We start from the raw sequence: 16,836 nt of genomic DNA on the forward strand, positions 1-16,836 counted from the left end.
CTTATTGGAAGAAATACCACCCTGACGGACCTTCCCGTCAAGGCTTGTCAAGGTTCCGCCAAGCAGTGCAGCAGGCGTGACCGCTACTTAGCAATTACCCGGAGCGGCAGTACAGAGTATGTTCAGCAGGTCGGTAAACGAGCTGTCGAGTTCCGAGGCGCCGAGATAGCCTTGCGACCCAGTGGGACCATAGGATGTCACGGCGACCAGGTAGTTGGCGCCCAGCGCCCAGTTCTGGCTACCGGCCCCGGTCGATGTCGGTGGTGTGCCGAAGTCCTGAACCCAAGGACCGCCAGACGCGCCCCCGCCGGCGGCGGAGCCAAACTCGTATGTGTTGTTGCCGCCGCTGATGCCGTTCCCGGCGTCTGTCCGCTCCATGATTTCGCAGTTGTCCAGGTTGCAGGGATAGCCAAGCATCGTGACATTGTTGCCAGCCAGCGAATTGGTCTTGTATCCGAGATATCCTACCCACACTCCGATCTGGGCATAACTTTGATCGTTCATGATGAGCATGCCAATGTCTTGAGCATTCGGCACCGAGCCATCGCCGTAGTACCATTCCGTCGTTGTGCCTACTGCCCACGGGGTCCACATGCCAAATGGCGCGCTTCCGTTGTTATATCCTGGGACAAACGCCCAGTTGGAAAAAAAACTGGCTGGAGCGGTGCCATTGGCAGGCGACGCAATGCAATGCCCAGCTGTGACCACGATACGAAGGCGGACGACCGAGGCCGAACAGACGTAGTCGCCACTCGGCTCGGAGAAGAACAACTTGCCGGCGGCGCTGAAGGGATACGTCGTCAGCGCCGCGCCCGGCTGCACTTGCGATGTGGTGAACGGCAGGCCAAACTGTGAGGTAGCTTCTGGTGCCTCCGGACTTATCTGCTGCATTTCCTCAGGCGTGATCGCTGGCGCGATGCGCTTGGCGCCGGGAAACTGGCTAACGCTGAGCGCGGGTGGAGCGCCAATCGCTGTCTGGGGTGCCCCGCTTGGCGCTTTCGGCGCAACAATCGAGCTGGCGTCCGGAGCGACGGCGGCGCTGTTACCGGGTGGCTTGACCGGCCGGGCGGCGCGCATCCGCGCCGCGGTCCAGTATGTGCCGGAGGTTGTGCCATCGGCGGCTGACCACAGTTCCTTGGTGACCGGCTGAGCGGACGTGAGCTTCGTTGTTAGGCAAGTGAGCAATGGTGCCGCCGCGAGCAATGTAATCCCTCTCAAGCTACGCACCATAATCTCCTAACACATTCGTTTTTTGCGATTTTTTGCGGCAAATCCCAAGCAACGCTAATCAAAAAAATTTGAGATTTTAATCTGTGTCAGTTGGCCATATGAGTTTGGGTTCCTCGCATGAGACAGTCCGCGCTTTACTGGCAGCCGCCGTCATGCGCGAGCCTCGCAGCACCGGTCCAGCCCACGCGATCACAGGGCGAGCTGGACAGGCAGCCTGGATCTTCGGCTTGCCAATTGCATGCCGCAACCCAAGCGGTTGATGCCATCTGCTGCCACCCGGCGATGATTTGTCGCCAACGTCAGCCGACCCGGCAAGTGGCGCCGCGTCGTTAATCCCTGGCTAATCGAGCCAACGGCTCGACGATTTGAAGTTGACCCGATCCTGTGGAGTGTTGGTGGACTTCGGTGGCTAGGCCTGGGCTTTGGCCACCTCCGTCGCTGCGGCGGCGGCTTCGTAGACCATGGGCGAGCGGTAGCCCAGGCTCGAGTGGAGGCGGACGGGATTGTACCAGCCCTCGATAAAGCTGAAGCAGGCCATGCGGGCCTCGGCCTGAGACGCGAACCGGCGGCGCTCCAGCAGCTCGCATTCCAAGGTAGCGAAGAAGCTCTCACACATGGCGTTGTCGTAGGCGTCGCCTACCGACCCCATGGATGGCCGCACGCCGGCCTCCTTGCAGCGGCTGCCGAACGCCAGAGACGTGTATTGCGACCCCTGATCCGAGTGGTGGATCACACTGCCCGGCCGGCGCTGGCCAATGGCCATCTCCATCGCGTCCAGCACCAGCTCGGCGCGCAGGTGGTTCGCCATGGACCAGCCCACGATCTTGCGGCTCCAGGCGTCCAGGACGACGGCAAGGTACAGGAACCCCGTCGCTGTTGGCACAAACGTAGTGTCTGCCACCCACAACCGGTTTGGCGCTGTCGCCGTGAAGTCCCGGTCCACCAGGTCCGGTGCCGGCCGGGCCTCCTTGTCCCGCTTCGTGGTGGTCACGCCAGCCCGGCGGCGGCTCGCGCCCACAAGGCCCGTGGAGCGCATCAGGCGTGCGACCCGCTTGCGGCCATGCTTCTCCCCTCCTGCCCGCAGCTCGGCATCAACACGGGGCGATCCGTATGTCTCGCGCGAGCCGGCGTGGATGGTCCGGACCCGCTTGAGCAGCGCCGCATCGGCCCGGGCGTGGGTGGACGCAGGGCGCTTGAGCCAGGCGTAGTAGCCGGCCTCGGACACGCCCAGCACCCGGGCCATGGTGGCGATGGGGAACACGGCCTGGTTCGCGCTCATGAACCGGAAGAGCCGGACGACACGGCCCCGGTCTCGCGTGCGAACCAGGCCGCCGCTCGAGAGAGAATGTCGCGCTCCACCCGCAACTGCTTGTTCTCGCGCCCAGCACGGGCCAGGTCGATGACCTGTTGCCGGAACTCCGGCGAATACGGGGGACGGGTAATCGGCATGAAAGGAACCTCCTGCAAAAGCATGAAAGGCTCCACCAGAGCGGGTCAACTTCAGGGATCAGATGCTGGCGGAACCGCGCCAGCGGTTGCAGTCGGTGCATGGCGCCTTGCGGGCGATGGCAGTTTCGCGGCCGTCGGGTATGATCGCATCGACTGTGGTGGTGCTGATTTCGGTCGGTGCCTATTTCGCCTGCCTCTGGGGGGGTGACTCGCGCGCCTATCTGCTGCGCGATGGCGTGCTGCTGCGGCTGACCCGCGACCATAGCCTGGTGCAGGCGATGGTCGATGACAGCAACATCACCGAGGCGGAAGCCGCGGGTCATCCCCAGGCCAACGTGATCCTGCGTGCGGTGGGGGCGGGTGAGACGGACCTGGAACTCGACAAAGTCGTTAGCGAGATGCTGGCCGGCGACCGGTTCTTGCTGTGCAGCGACGGGCTGACCAAGTCATTGACCGAGGCGGAACTGGCGGCCCCGCTGGACGCCCCGGATGGCATCCCGCCGCCGGACCTGCTGATCCAGGCGGCGCTGGCGCATCAGGCGACCAATAATGTCACGGCGGTGACGGTGGAGGTGCGGGCGGAGTAAGTTAAGGACAGGGTCCGGCGCCCCAATCATTCCCCGACCAGCACCGTCGGCCTGCCGATGATAATGACGCCGCCGTGCTCGGTCAGGTCACCCATGCGTGCCGCGGGAAGCCCGCCGATCAGCACGGTCGGTGAGCCTTCGGCGATCATGTCGGGCGGCCCGACGCACACAAGAGTGTCGGTGATCCGCGCAGCGGGCAGGCTGCCGAGCAGCACGGTGGGTTCATAAGGCACGATGATCGGGCCGCCGACGTGCGGCACAGGTCCGTCGGCCAGCGGACAAGTGTGCAGATCGGTCATGCGCGCCGCCGGCTGTCCCATACCACATCACTCCCACACCAAGCTGATTGTCATTTGCTCAAGCATGATCGCGTCGGGCGGAACGCCAGCAGCGGATCAACCACGCGACCCAATATAGATCCAGATCGTTGTTCAGGCTGCGTAGTCAGCCGAAAAAACGGCCTGGGCGCGGCGAAATAGGCGCCGGCCACCTGAGTGTCTTTCATCCGCGTCGGTGTCAGGATTGCGCGGATGCGGAATGCTTGCATGGGATTTCAATCGGATCGCCTCGGCGGCGAAGTGATGTGCTACATCTGCATGGCACGAGCGGCCCCGCACGAGCATTCCTTTCACTGGCCAGCAGGCGGAACAGCCCCGGCCACCGAGCGAAACAGCCAATGACAACGCCGACTGACAAAACCACCACCGCGACAAGTCCGTTCACCACGCTGTCCACCCGCATCGCCTATGAGAATCGATGGACCCGTGTGCGAGAAGACCGCATCCTGCATGCCGACGGCTCACCCGGTCTGTATGGCGTCGTGGAGCGGTCGGACTTCGTCATCGTAGTTCCCTGGGATCAGGGCCGTGTGACGCTGGTTGAACAGTATCGCTATCCGGTCGCTGCTCGCATCTGGGAATTTCCGATGGGCATGTGGGAACACGCACCCGGCACCGAACCAGCGGTACTTGCCGCGGCGGAACTGCGGGAGGAAACCGGACTGGTCGCCGGCACGATGACCTATGCGGGTGAGATGTTCCAGGGACCGGGCTATTGCACGCAGCGCGGACATATCTTCCTCGCCACCAACTTGCGTCAGGGTGAACCCGAACGCGAAACCAGTGAACAGGATATGATCTGCCGCGGTTTTACCCTAAATGAACTGGAAAGCATGATCCGCGACGGCATCGTTCGCGAGGCGATGACGATCGCGGCCTTTGGTCTGCTGCGGGTAAAGCGGCTGCTGTGATCGCCTGGGGCTTCTTATCAACAAACACGTTGTTCAACCCGGTGCGCCACGCTCTTGACGTCGTGACCGGCCATCGACGACTTGCGGTATCGACGCACCAAAGGTGGCCATCGCCGGGCATAAGATTCGAAACCAACGCTGCTCCCGGCACGCTACTTTAACGCCTATGGGACGGGCCACTCTCCGTGACGGACTTGGTGGCTCGCCGCGACGCGATCGGGTTGGTACAATACATGATCTGACAGCCAGTCTTCTGGACCTTGCAGCCGAAGCATGCGAAGCGGCAGCCAGTCTGGTGACCGTCCCGATGGAGCGTCTTTGTGACACGCGGCACTCCCAAATTCGCGTCCGATGTTTGTCAATCGCTGTGCGCGACGGTGGCCGGCTTTGGCACACTTCGAAAAAGGAACCAGCTTGATGCTGCGTCTTGCTCTGGTCTTGATCCTGATCCCTTTCGCCGATGCCGCGGCGAGGGACCGGGGCGGCGATTTCGACGCCTGCAATAAAAGTCAGGTCGACTTCGCCAAAAACGCTTCCGGTTATCACGGCGAAGACCGCATAAAACAGTTGATCGACGCCGACCTGACACGCGCGAGAAGGGAAGAGGCCGAGGGCGACGCTGACGAATGCCTTGAGGCGCTTGATCACGCCAAAAAACTCATCGCCGACCAATACTGATCGAGGTGCCCCTGATAACGACCTATCACCATCTTGCCCGACGCCGGTATGGCATCAGGATGGCCTGCAATGATCATTCAGCGCCGATCATGTCGATAGTTGCAGGCTTGCCGAAATGTCGTGGAACCTGGCTGGCCGCCGATGTGCCGATCATTGCTGGAACAAATTCGCCGAGATCCTATTACCAGCACAGCCGGCTGCTGCCAGACCGTGCTCCCTGTCGCCTTGACGAGCGATCTCATAGCCGTGCCTCAGCGTCTGCATCTCCGTGAAGTCAGGCGCGGCGGAAATGGCCGCCAAGGTCAGCCGGCGAGGATTGGCAATCCCATCCACGTTGCATGGCGTCCACTGTGACAGTTCTGTAAAATCCACCAGGACAGCCTATCGGTCGGAACAGGCCTGCCATTAAAACCTGGATCTATGCTGCTTTCTACAGTCTCGGTTTAAGTCTGTTTTGTGACAGTCCGTCAAATGCACGCGACAAGGATGCCGCCTGACAACTTGCAGGGGCATGGCCGCAAAACGTCCATTCAGGTAAACGCAGTACTTTTGAACCGCTATCAAAACATCTGGCGGCCCGCGATGCCGGATAATGCCGACTCCCGTTGGAACAGTTTTGCATCAGCCAGGATGCCGCCACGGCTGTCTGGACTGGATGGTGCGATGGCGGTTCTGTCAGCCGCACCGGCACGAGCGACATGGCAGCGTGTTTCAGTTCTGGGAGCGGCGGTCGCTCATGGCCTTGTCCTGGCGGCGCTCGCCGGCGGCATCCAGCCTCCGGTCATACAAGCCGAACAGCCAACCATCGAACTGATCATGGTGCCGGCGGCTGCGCCGCATGAACCCGATCCGCGACCACCGGCCGAACCCACGCCGGCCATGACGGCGGCTGCCGAACCAGTGGCCTCGGCGACACCGCGGCAGACGCCCGCACCAACGGTCGTGCCGCCCGAGCCGGTGCTGACGCCCGCCCGTCCTGTGCTTGAACCGCGGCCCGCGGCCCAACAGGTCGAGCCGGCCAAACCTTCCATTCAGCCACCCGTCGCACCCGAGGTTGTAGCGCCCGCGCCTCTGGTGCCACCGTCGTTCCCCGTCTTAACGGCGGCCGAACCAACGCCCGTTCGGCGCTTGCCCCGCCCGGCCATGCCCCGCCCCGGCATGCCCCGCCCTGGCATGCCGCGTCCTGGCATGCCGCGTCCTGTCATGCCGCGTCCGGCGGCGGCCAAAGCCACAATCCCTGCGGTGCCCGACCCGTCTGACGCAACAACCGCCGTTGCGAGCCAGCCCGCTCGGCCGGCTGCATCCGGCGAAGGAGATCACCACGCGGCGGAAACCTTGAGCGGCCGCATTCGGGAGGCGGTGCAGGCGGCGGTGCGCTGTCCGGCTGCGGCGCGGATGATGGGGCAGTCGGGAAAGGCGGGCGTCGCATTTGACTACCGCGATGGCACGGTCGTCGGCGGTGTCCAACTGGCGCGATCCAGCGGCATGTCCATGCTGGATGCGGCGGCACTGACCGCGGTGCGCACCGCGCACTATCCGGAAGCGCCAGCCGAGGTGTCGGACCAAGTGTTACATCTGTTGATCTGGGTCGATGAAGCCTGCGGCGGCTGAGCACGGACGCAGATAACGACAAAGCAACAATAATGTCAGTTTGGGCAAGGTTGCTCCCGATGAAAGGACACCACGGTGCCACGACAATGATACGCCTTGCTTCGGTTGGCCGCCCGCGTGGCCACGCTCTGCCAAGCCTGGCCTTGTTGTGCCTGAGCCTGGTTCTGGCCGCGGCCGACTCTGAAGACGACCGCACTGACATCGGCACGGTTCATGCGACCGGCGGACCCGACGAAAGCAGCGCGGTGCAGTCCACGCCCGGTTCAGCCGGTGCCGTAGCACCCAGCCGTCCACCGCTTGATGCGGCCCAGCCAACATCCGTGGTCGGACCCACCTATATTCAGAACAACACGGTACCCACTCAGAACTATGACAACATCATCAAGTTCTCGCCGAGTGTGCAGAATGTCGAGCCCACTGGCGCGGGTTTGCAGCAGAACTTCAACGAGACAATTCGCGGTTTTCGTTATACCCAGTTTAACTCGACCTTCGACGGACTGGTGCTGCCCGGAACGATATCGTCTTTCGCGCCGCAGACAGCCGCATATTTCCTCGCGCATGACATTGCCTCGGTCTCGGTCGATCGCGGTCCCGGCACGGCGTCGCAGATTGGCTATGCGACGTTCGGCGGCACGGTCGCGACCACGCTGACAACGCCCGGCAACACATTCGGGATCAACCCCTACGCCACGTTTGGCAGCTTTGGCGTCAAGGTGGAGGGTCTGCGGCTAGACAGCGGCGCGCTTCCGGCACTGGGCGGCGCGCGCGGTCTGCTCGACTCCGCCCATGTCGAGGGCAACGGCTATCTGACCGGAACGTCAACACTCCGCAACAACATCTACGCCAAGGTCGAGGCGCCGATCGGCGACAACACGGTCATAACCGCCGTCGGGATGTACGACTACGCCCGCACACACACGCCATACGGCGCGACGAGCGGGCAGATTCAGTCCCTCGGCGCGAACTATGCGTTGAACGGGAATCTCTTGTCGCAGGCCTACAGCGGCTATAACACCGACAACTATTACACGGACTTCGACTACCTTGGCGTGAAATCCGCGTTTGGTGACGGCTGGGGCATTGATGACAAGGTCTATACGGTCTCCTACTACCACAACGGCACGAACGGACTTGATCCGAACGGCACAACCCCAAACCTGACCGGCACGTATTTTATCAACGGTGTGAGAACGACCGTAACGAACGATGTTCCGGGCATCACGACGCACAGTGACTTTCGGTCAATCGGCAATACGCTTCGAGTTACCAGAGATACCGATTACGGCCAGGTTCGCTCGGGCCTCTGGCTGGACTATAATGCCGGTTCATCCTACAAGGCCGCCATCGACCTGTCGGACAACGGCGCGACCTACACACGGTCACGGACCGGAACACCTTTCAAGTCGCTTTACAATACGACCTTGACTACCGTACAGCCCTATCTGGAGTTCGCGGCGAAGCCGTTGCCAGGTCTGACTATCACGCTCGGTATCAAGTACACCTATGTCTCGCGTGGCCTGAATGCGACGATCATTGGAAGCGCTCCGTCCACCGCGCCGGACAACCAGAGTTGGAGCGCGGTGCTGCCGGCGATCGATGCGCGCTATGAAGTCATGAAAGGATGGGTTGCCTACGCGCAGGTGGCGGACGGCTTTCTGGCGCCCCCGTTGAATGCGTTGCTGGTGCCGGCGGCGAACGCGCCATCTTCGCTGAAGCCGCAACAGACCATCAACTATCAAGTCGGTACGACTTTCCAGAACGACAGGTTCGCGGCCGGGTTCGATATGTACTACATCAATTTCCAGAACTATATCGCCTCTCAGAACAACAGCATCGGGACGATCTACAGCAACAACGGTGGGGCGGTGTTCAAAGGCATTGAAGCCGAAGGCACCGCCAAGCTCGGCCGGGGCGTTTCGCTCTACGCGAATGCCACGCTGAACGATGCGACCTATGACGGATCAGGTTTTCCGGTCGCGCTCAATCCCAGAAGCACCACGGCGGCTGGTCCAATCCTACAACGGAACGGTTTCTACGGGTCCTTTCTATGGAAGTATGTCGGACCACAATATACCTTGGATGGGTCTGGCCCTTTCTCTCATGCAAGCTTTCCGATCAGAGGCTACAATGATGCGGATTTCGCCGCCAGCTATACGCTGCTGCTGCCACAGATCAACAACAGGTCGCTGAACTTCCGCCTCAACGTTCTGAACGTGTTCAACAACCACAGCCTGGCTGGGCTGATCGGCACGACGGCGAATAACCAGGCACTGTATGCAACCAATCCGGGACGCGCCGTATTCGTCTCCATCTCCGCCGCGTTGTGACAAGCCCTGGCATGCGCTGATGCAGACGGAGCGCGTGGGGTCGAGGTTTCATCAGTTGGCATGAAGTGCGTGATGCCGTGGTCAGAAGTTGACCTCTGGCCGGATGTCGGCTTGGGCGATTCCCGCCAGACCAAGGCTATCGATCACCATCCGGCGCACGCGACCGACGCCGCGGCTCCAGTCGATCCAGTTGTCCACAAAATCGCGCCAGGTCTTGTCCGGTTTCCGCCGCAGCCCGGCGTTGGTAGGCGCGGTGACAGCGGCTTCGGCACCACCAGCGCGCCGATGCCGGGATCACGCTTCAGCACCGACAGCGCCAGCAGCGCCACCAGCACCTGACAATCCGCCCTGCCCGCCTGCACCGCCAGCGTCGCCTCGTTGTTGGTTTTCAGCCGGATCAGCGTTGCGTCCGGGCAGGATTCCGAAATTATCTGGTCGTAGGAGGTGCCAATCTCCAGCGCGATTCGAACTGACCAATTGTTCAGGTCGTGCCCTGTCGCGGGGCGAAAGCCGGGCCGCGCGATCAGGGTGAACAGGTTGTTGAAAAGCGGGTGGGTGAAGTCAATCGCGAGGGCACGCTGCGGCGTCGGAATAAGGCCGAAGAAAATGTCGACCTCGTCGGCTTGCAGGTCGAGCACGGCATTGCTTTAGGTGGATTCGACAAAGCCTGCGTCGGCATTCAGCGCCTTGGCCAAGTCGCGGCCATAGGCGGGGATAAAGCCACGCCAATCGAAGCTGGTGAGGTCGCGCACACAGTATGGCGCCTGTCTAGCGACGGTGCCAACCCGCACGACGCGGGTGCGGCCGATGCGGTCGAAGGTGCTTTCCGGCAAGGTTCCGGCCCGGCTTCGCGGCGCGATAGCGGGCGATGCGACAGCCATCGTGCCGAGCGATAGGCCAAGATCACGGCGACCGATCATGGTGCGGTCAACCTGACTTCATCCTATGCCGGTAGCCGCCGCTGCTGATGCGCTCGTCCCATTCGGGCCATCTCCTGACTGTGGCCGGAGATCACCCGCACCCCCTCATCCAGCCGACTGACGATATTCGACGGGGTGCAGCCTTCCAGGAACGCGATCCGGTTGCGCCGGCATGCGGCGAAGACGCGGTCTCGCGCGGCCTGCATCACCGGCGGATAAGGGTCTCGCAGCAGGGTCACCGAGCCGAGCGACAGGCTCAGGTCGCCAGGACCCATCTCGGCGAAGCCCAGGCCGGGCACGGCGCAGATCGCGTCGGCATTGGCGATGCCTTCGGGGCTTTCCAGCTTGACCCCCAGCAGCAGTTCGCCAGCCGAGTTCAGCGGCCAGGGATCGCAGCGGTCCATGTAGGTCTCGGCCGACACGCCCCAGACCGGAGCGGCCGTTGCCTCCGACCCGCGGCCACGGGTGCCAATGCCCAGGCCGCCTTCGGCCGCGCGCGGTCGGACGGTGCCGGCCAGCCGCGCCTCCGGCGAGGGAAGCGCGGGATCAACCCCGGCGAGGTTGTGCGGGTAGCGGCAGGCTTCGACGAAGGCGCGCACTGCGTCGGCGGTCTCCGCCTGACACAGCAGGATGCCGTGCGCGCCGCGGCCGAGGATCTGGCGGAACTGCCAGGCGTTGAAGCGGACATTCGCTTCATCCGTGCCGTTGACCGGCGCCTCTACGATAACCGTCGGGGTGCGGTGGCCAGAGCGGGTCGAACCACCGTCCGTCAGGCCGGACATATAGGCGGCAAGGCCGGTCATGTCGAAGGCGCCGTGCTCCATGCCGACATTCATGTAGTCGGCCCAGGTGCCGGCATCCTGTCGGCCTTGCTCGTAGGTCAGCACGTGGCCGCTGTGCGGGCCGTCGTAATAGATAGCCTGGTCCTGCTCCAGCAGTTCGATGGCGCGGTTGATGCGGTTTGCCATATAGCATTTCCCCTGTTCTTGTCGAGATAGTGTGCGTCCGGTGCCGGGGGCGTCGTCAAGCCGGATACGTGGCGGGTCGGCGCGGCGGCTGATACACGGCGCGCATGACCACGATTCACTCGACCGACCGTACCTTCGCGCTGCTGGGCCGCCTGTGGCGGGAGCATCTGATCCACTACAAGGCGCGCCTGGCGCTGGTCATCCTGCTGACCCTGCTGATGGCCGGCACCACGGCGCTGTACCCGGTGGTCATCAACCACGCCTTCGACATGTTCACCAACCATGACCGGCGCATCCTGTATCAGATCCCGGTCCTGGTGGTGGCGGTGACCGGGCTGAAAGCGGTCGCGCAGTATTTCCAGAACGTCCAGGTGCAGCAGGTCGTGCTGCTGGTGATCCGCGAACTTCAAGGGCGGATGTTCACCCACCTCACCCGCGCCGATCTCGCCCGCCTGGAGCGCGAGGCGCCTGCCCAGCTTGCCGCCCACTTCACCACCGACGCGGCGACGATCCGCGAATCGCTGACCCGCGCGGTGAACGGCGTGGCCGACGTCATCACCGTGATCGGCCTGGTCGGCAGCATGATCTACCTGAACTGGCTGCTGTCGCTGATCGCCGCGGCGATGTATCCGCTGGCCATCTTGCCGATCGAGCGGATCGGCCGGCGCGTCCGCCGCGCATCCGGCGGCATGCAGGAGCGCGTCGGCGAAACCGCGACCTTGCTGAACGAGAGCTTTGCCCAGGCCCGCACCGTCCGCGCCTATCGGCTGGAGGCCAGCGAGAGCCGCCGCGCCGAAGCCGCCTTCGAGCAACTCTATCGATCGCTGCTGCGGATGACACGAAGCCGCTCCCGCGTTGAACCGGTGCTGGAGGTCTTGGGTGGTGCCGCGGTCGCGGCGGTGATCGGCTTCGAGGGCTGGCGCGCCGCCGTCAGCGACCACGCGTTGGGCGACTTCACCGGCTTCGTCGCCGCCCTGCTGATCGCCGCCCGTCCGCTGCGCGCGCTGGGTTCGTTGAACGCCGCGTTGCAGGAGGGGCTGGCCGGCATGGTCCGCGTCTTCACCATCATAGACGAGCATCCCAGCATCGCCGATGCGCCGGATGCCGTTCCGCTGCCGCCTGGCCTGGGGCACGTGGTGTTCGACCAGGTGCGCTTCCTCTATCCCGACGGCCGCACCGGTCTGGCCGACCTGAGTTTCGAGGCTTGGCCTGGCACCACCATCGCCCTGGTCGGGCCATCCGGCGGCGGTAAGTCCACCGCGCTGGCGCTGATCCCTCGGCTGCATGAGGCGACCGGCGGGATGGTGCGCATAGACGGCGCCGATGTGCGAAGGGTGACGTTGGCCAGCCTACGCGACTCGATTGCCTACGTCGGTCAGGACGCGCTGCTGTTTGACGATACCGTGGCGGCGAACATCGCCATGGGACATCCGGACGCCCAGCGGCCGGCGATCGAGGCCGCCGCCGAGGCCGCCGCCGCGGCTGAATTCATTACGGCATTGCCGCTTGGTTATGAGACAAGGGTGGGTCCTGGCGGGCAGCGTCTGTCCGGTGGGCAGCGGCAACGAATCGCCCTGGCACGGGCGCTGCTGCGAAATCCTCGGATCCTGCTGCTGGATGAGGCGACCAGTGCTCTGGATACTGAAAGCGAGGCCGCGGTGCAAATCGCGCTGGCGCATCTGCGCCAAGGCCGCACCACCATCGTGGTCGCGCATCGGCTGTCCACCGTGCGCGATGCCGATCTGGTGGTGGCGCTGGCGGAAGGCCGAGCGCAGGAAAGCGGCACGCATGCGGAACTGATCGCGGCGGATGGGCTGTATGCTCGCCTGGTGCGAAGCCAGAGTTTGCTGGGCGCGTAAGAGCGATTTTCTTGGGTCGTGGCCGGATGTCTATTCTATCTGTGAAAGAACCGGGAAACGTGGCGGCATTTGAGTTTCCAGGACCGGACACCGCCTTGAATATCGCGTCACGATCCTCCTCGGCTGGCGGATGCCCAGGATTATTCTTGCGCAACTGGCGTGCAGCTCAGCGTTCACGAGCTCTTTCGGTCGCATAGCGACAGTCAGTTGAACGCCAGACCGCCGGACATCGCCACGGTCTGTCCTGTCATGTAGGCGTTGCCGATCAGCATCAGCACCACCTGCGCCACTTCCTCGGCCGTGCCGAACCGTCCGAGCGGAATGCGGGCGGCGGAGGCGGCGAGGCCGGAGCGGACCATGTCGGTCTCGATCAGTGACGGCGCGACAGCATTAACGGTGATACCCTGCTTGACCAGGCGGGAAGCGTAGCCGCGCGTCAGACCCTCCATGCCAGCCTTGGAAGCATTGTAGTGCGGACCGACGCCTCCGGCGCCGCGGGCGGCGCCGGAGGAGATGTTGACGATGCGACCCCAGTTCCGCGCGCGCATGTGCGGCAGGACAGCTTGGGTGCAGAGGAAAACGGATTTCAGGTTGACCGCGATCGTTGTGTCGAAGTCGGCCTCGGTCAGGTCGTCGATGCCGCGGATCAGGCCGATGCCGGCGTTGTTGATAAGAATATCGACCGGGCCGAGTTTTTCCTCACAATGGCGGACCATCGCGGTGACGGCGGCGCTGTCGGAAACGTCGGCCTGAATTGTGACGGCGCGCCGGCCGGTGGCGATAACCGCGGCGGCGACGGCTTCGGCCTGTGCGGCTTTGTTTTGATAGTTGACGGCGATGTCCGCGCCGGCTTCCGCCAAGGCCAGGGCAATGGCGGCGCCGATGCCGCGGGAGGCGCCGGTGACGAGAGCAATGCGGCCGGTGAGGTTGAGGGGCATTGAAAGGTCCTTGGTTAGCGGTAAGCATCTGGGCAATGCGGCTGCTTGTCACACGCATTGCATAGTGTTCCGAGGACGGCATCATACACAGCGCCCTGAATACACACCGCCCCGACCGGCGCAGGCGCACGCGCGTGACGAAGGCCAGAAACCGGGAACCGCCACCTTGCTGCATCCAGCACCGCACATCGAGCGGGGCGACGTCCCGCGATCTGGGTGTCTCAGGCCGAGCCGCGCGACGATCTGATTTTCGAAGCTATGTCAATGACATAGCGGCAGAGGAATGAGCATTGCCGAGTGGATTGAACAAATAAGGCTGGGCAGTGATAGCGGTCTGAGCAGCGAACTGTCATAGACTGTTCAATAGTCGGAGGAGATAAGGGTCATGCGGCTTGCGTCTTTAGGTCTCGTTACACTGGCGATCTGCTGCGGCGTTGCTTTCACGCCGGGACAGGCAGCACTCGATCGCAACGCATTCCCGCCGCGGACGACGGGCGATCTCATCAACCTTTGCAGTGCCGCGAAAGACGATCCCCTCATGACGGCAGCGGTAAATTTCTGCCAGGGTTTTGCTGAAGGAGCGGTCGAGGTGGCGCTGAGTTACGAAGCTGTCACACGCGAAGGACGGCAGCCATTCTGCCTGCCAACGCCACGGCCATCGCACGATCAAGCGGTCGCTGAATTCTCGGCATGGGGGAACGCCGATCCGAACCGTCTGGCCGAGCCGCCGGTTGTCGGCTTGATGCGGTTCCTGATTCATCAATATCCGTGTCCACATCCTGTCGCGGCACGACGCGGCCAGAAGTAAACCAAGCCACCGCTGGGGACGAAGGAGCCCAATCATGAAAAAGGGTATCATCGCATCGGTCGTTGCAGCCGTCTTGCTCGGTGGCTGCTCAAATCTGTCGCCAGGGGAGCAGCGCGCCGCGACCGGCACGGGGATCGGCGCCGCCGGTGGTGCGATCATTGGTGCACTGGCCGGCAATGCCGGACTCGGTGCCGGCATTGGCGCCGGTGCGGGTTTGGCCGGCGGGCTGCTGACCAACGCCTGGAAGAACAATCAGCACGAGTCTTATCAGCAAGGCTATAGGGCCGGACACCAGGCGCAGTATTAAATCGGCGGCCGCGGCCCGTATGTCTTGAACCGTTCCCGCGCGTCTTGCATCTCCTGCCGCGTCAGCAAACGCGGTGTGCCGGCCGAACGGGCCAGCAGGTATTGCCGGCTTAGCGTTTCCAGCAGGATAGAATGCGTCAGCGCCTCGGCCGTGCTGCGGGCGGAGACGATCATGCCGTGGTTGGCCAGCAGGCATGCGGTGCGTCCCTCGATCGCCACCGCCGCCAGCTCGGCCAGCGCTGGCGTGCCGAAGGTGACGTAGGGCGCGCAGCGGACATCATCGCCACCAAACTGCAGCACCATGTAATGGAATGCCGGCAACGGCTGGTTCAGGCAGGCCAGCGCGGTGCAGGCATCGGCGTGGGTATGCGCGATGAACGCTGCCCCTGGACAGGTCCGGTAGACCGCCGCATGCAGCGCCCACTCGCTTGAAGGGGTGGCGCTGGACGGCGTCATGTCATCCAGCGCTTCGTTGTCCAGTGTCACGTGCGCCAAGTCGGCCGCCGACACCCGCTCGGGATCGCCGCCGGAGGGGGTGATCAGCATTCCTTCCTTGGGGTCTTCCACCGTCCGCGCGCTGACGTTGCCCGCGCTGCCGACGATCAGGCCGCGCTCGCCCAGCGTTCGATACAGCCAAACGACCTGATCGCGGATCACAGCAGGAACACACCCTTTCCGTCCGACTGCTTGTCGAACAGCGTGTAAGCCTCCACCGCCTGATCCAGGGTCCAGCGATGGGTGAACAGGGCGTCCACGTCCACCTTGCGCTCGACGCAGAACGTCGCGCACTCCGCCTGGATGATGTTGGAGAAGGTCCACGACGCAACCAGGGTCAACTGGCGGCGCAGCAGATGCGGACTGACGTCGATGTGCACGTCGCCGCCCTCACCCACAAAGCACATTGTGCCCCAGACCTTGGTGCTCTTGATGGCGTTCAGGCGCGCTTCGGGATTGGAGGAGGTGTCGAGGGTGAGGTCGGCGTAGCGGCCGCCTGTCAGGTCCTTGATCGTCGCGACCGGATCGTTCGAGCCGGGATCAACGATCTCGTCGGCGCCGAATTCCTTGGCCCGTTGCAGCCGTTGCGGGCTGATATCCAGCGCGATCACCCGTGCGCCCATGGCCTTGGCGAACTGGGTGCCGGCCAGTCCGACTGGGCCCTGGCCGAAGATCGCGATGGTGTCTCGCCCGGAGATGTTCATCCGCCGCAGTGCGCCATAGGCGGTGCCCGAGCCGCAGGCGATCGCGGCGCCGGCCGAGAACGACAGCGCATCCGGCAGCGTGACCAGTGTGTTGGCCGGCACCAGCAGATACCTTGCATGGCCGCCATTGGCGTTGCTGCCGTAGACCTTCACCGACACCTCCTGGCACAGTTGCTGCCACCCGGAGCGGCAATGGGCGCACTGGGTGCAGCCCTGGTAGTGGTGCACCATGACACGCTGGCCGATTTGCGCCTCGGCTGGCAGCACGTCGGGGCCAATGGCGGCGACCACGCCGCATGGCTCGTGGCCGACGATGGTCGGGTTGGGGTTGGGCGGCAGGCCAGTGGCGTTGCGCGCCTGGTTCTTCGGCCGGCGATACTGGTGCAGGTCGGAGCCGCACATGCCGGAGGCCTTCATCTCGACCACCACCTCGCCGCGGCCGGGCGTCGGGTCCGGGAAATTCATCAACTCCAGATCGCGTTCGCCGGTAAATACAACACCTTGCATGATTGCCTCCATTGTCCGCGTTGAGTCGCGGCTTGTCCGTGACTATTGGGCGATCATAGCCTGATCCGCAGCGGGCGAAACCCGGCGACTGTGGCTGGAAACCGCCAAGACGCCAACGTCTGTGCAGGTATTGGAACGCCTGGATTTCAGACGGCTGGCCGCCTTGTGACATGATGGGTTCGGGGAAGATGCTGATTCGG

At 63.5% G+C, this 16,836-nt stretch carries 16 protein-coding genes and 1 pseudogene; 8 read left to right on the forward strand and 9 right to left on the reverse strand.

The features are described 5' to 3' along the window. Positions 1–87 precede the first annotated feature (87 nt). Together ACQY4S_RS19250 and ACQY4S_RS19255 are read right to left on the reverse strand one after the other, a co-directional pair. Positions 88–891, reverse strand: coding sequence for a trypsin-like serine peptidase (locus ACQY4S_RS19250; RefSeq protein WP_428486827.1), 804 nt, complete (start codon positions 889–891; stop codon positions 88–90). Between the two features lie 748 nt (positions 892–1,639). After that, positions 1,640–2,679 (reverse strand): annotated as a pseudogene (locus ACQY4S_RS19255) (IS3 family transposase). Between the two features lie 140 nt (positions 2,680–2,819). Here ACQY4S_RS19255 and ACQY4S_RS19260 point away from each other — a divergent pair. Further along, complete coding sequence (locus tag ACQY4S_RS19260) at positions 2,820–3,266, forward strand: PP2C family protein-serine/threonine phosphatase (protein WP_428486828.1); 447 nt, start codon at positions 2,820–2,822, stop codon at positions 3,264–3,266. A 26-nt stretch (positions 3,267–3,292) separates the two neighbouring features. Here ACQY4S_RS19260 and ACQY4S_RS19265 read toward each other — a convergent pair whose 3' ends face one another. Then, entirely contained in the window at positions 3,293–3,565 is a 273-nt protein-coding gene (locus ACQY4S_RS19265; RefSeq protein ID WP_428486829.1) for a PAAR domain-containing protein, read from the reverse strand. 377 nt (positions 3,566–3,942) lie between these two features. On the opposite strand from ACQY4S_RS19265, the gene ACQY4S_RS19270 reads away from it, so the two are divergent. From ACQY4S_RS19270 to ACQY4S_RS19285, 4 genes are all read left to right on the forward strand, one after another. Next, positions 3,943–4,515: an NUDIX domain-containing protein gene (locus tag ACQY4S_RS19270; protein ID WP_428486830.1), complete on the forward strand. Its 573-nt coding sequence runs from the start codon at positions 3,943–3,945 to the stop codon at positions 4,513–4,515. Between the two features lie 417 nt (positions 4,516–4,932). Continuing rightward, positions 4,933–5,193: a hypothetical protein gene (locus ACQY4S_RS19275; RefSeq protein WP_428486831.1), complete on the forward strand. Its 261-nt coding sequence runs from the start codon at positions 4,933–4,935 to the stop codon at positions 5,191–5,193. A gap of 663 nt (positions 5,194–5,856) precedes the next feature. Beyond that, on the forward strand, positions 5,857–6,804 hold the full coding sequence (locus tag ACQY4S_RS19280; RefSeq protein ID WP_428486832.1) for a TonB family protein: 948 nt from the start codon (positions 5,857–5,859) through the stop codon (positions 6,802–6,804). A 59-nt stretch (positions 6,805–6,863) separates the two neighbouring features. Further along, positions 6,864–9,131: a TonB-dependent receptor gene (locus tag ACQY4S_RS19285; RefSeq protein ID WP_428486833.1), complete on the forward strand. Its 2,268-nt coding sequence runs from the start codon at positions 6,864–6,866 to the stop codon at positions 9,129–9,131. Positions 9,132–9,274: 143 nt separating this feature from the next. On the opposite strand, the gene ACQY4S_RS19290 is transcribed toward ACQY4S_RS19285, so the two are convergent. From ACQY4S_RS19290 to ACQY4S_RS19300, 3 genes are read right to left on the reverse strand one after another with little or no spacing between them, the layout of a single operon-like run. After that, a complete protein-coding gene (locus tag ACQY4S_RS19290) occupies positions 9,275–9,769 on the reverse strand; it encodes a hypothetical protein (RefSeq protein ID WP_428486834.1) in 495 nt (164 codons plus the stop codon). Positions 9,770–9,778: 9 nt separating this feature from the next. After that, positions 9,779–10,051, reverse strand: a complete 273-nt coding sequence (locus tag ACQY4S_RS19295) for a hypothetical protein (RefSeq protein ID WP_428486835.1) — start codon at positions 10,049–10,051, stop codon at positions 9,779–9,781. Positions 10,052–10,074: 23 nt separating this feature from the next. Next, a complete protein-coding gene (locus ACQY4S_RS19300) occupies positions 10,075–11,019 on the reverse strand; it encodes an aldolase/citrate lyase family protein (RefSeq protein WP_428486836.1) in 945 nt (314 codons plus the stop codon). A 104-nt stretch (positions 11,020–11,123) separates the two neighbouring features. On the opposite strand from ACQY4S_RS19300, the gene ACQY4S_RS19305 reads away from it, so the two are divergent. Then, positions 11,124–12,878 carry an ABC transporter ATP-binding protein gene (locus ACQY4S_RS19305; RefSeq protein WP_428486837.1) on the forward strand — a complete coding sequence of 585 codons (1,755 nt, stop codon included), beginning with the start codon at positions 11,124–11,126 and terminating at the stop codon, positions 12,876–12,878. Between the two features lie 203 nt (positions 12,879–13,081). On the opposite strand, the gene ACQY4S_RS19310 is transcribed toward ACQY4S_RS19305, so the two are convergent. Next, positions 13,082–13,816 carry an SDR family NAD(P)-dependent oxidoreductase gene (locus ACQY4S_RS19310; RefSeq protein ID WP_428486838.1) on the reverse strand — a complete coding sequence of 245 codons (735 nt, stop codon included), beginning with the start codon at positions 13,814–13,816 and terminating at the stop codon, positions 13,082–13,084. Positions 13,817–14,354: 538 nt separating this feature from the next. On the opposite strand from ACQY4S_RS19310, the gene ACQY4S_RS19315 reads away from it, so the two are divergent. Both ACQY4S_RS19315 and ACQY4S_RS19320 read left to right on the forward strand, forming a co-directional pair. Further along, the gene (locus ACQY4S_RS19315; RefSeq protein WP_428488458.1) at positions 14,355–14,624 is read left to right on the forward strand and encodes a Rap1a/Tai family immunity protein; all 270 of its coding nucleotides are present in this window, start codon (positions 14,355–14,357) and stop codon (positions 14,622–14,624) included. A gap of 34 nt (positions 14,625–14,658) precedes the next feature. Further along, on the forward strand, positions 14,659–14,931 hold the full coding sequence (locus ACQY4S_RS19320; RefSeq protein WP_428486839.1) for a glycine zipper family protein: 273 nt from the start codon (positions 14,659–14,661) through the stop codon (positions 14,929–14,931). Here ACQY4S_RS19320 and ACQY4S_RS19325 read toward each other — a convergent pair. Together ACQY4S_RS19325 and ACQY4S_RS19330 are read right to left on the reverse strand one after the other, a co-directional pair. After that, entirely contained in the window at positions 14,928–15,587 is a 660-nt protein-coding gene (locus ACQY4S_RS19325; RefSeq protein ID WP_428486840.1) for a class II aldolase/adducin family protein, read from the reverse strand. The genes ACQY4S_RS19320 and ACQY4S_RS19325 overlap by 4 nt on opposite strands. Further along, the gene (locus ACQY4S_RS19330; protein ID WP_428486841.1) at positions 15,584–16,636 is read right to left on the reverse strand and encodes a zinc-dependent alcohol dehydrogenase family protein; all 1,053 of its coding nucleotides are present in this window, start codon (positions 16,634–16,636) and stop codon (positions 15,584–15,586) included. Before ACQY4S_RS19330 ends, ACQY4S_RS19325 begins: the two co-directional genes overlap by 4 nt. Between the last annotated feature and the right edge of the window lie 200 nt (positions 16,637–16,836).

Source organism: Rhodopila sp. (assembly GCF_965276935.1).
Taxonomy (GTDB): Bacteria; Pseudomonadota; Alphaproteobacteria; order Acetobacterales; family Acetobacteraceae; genus Rhodopila.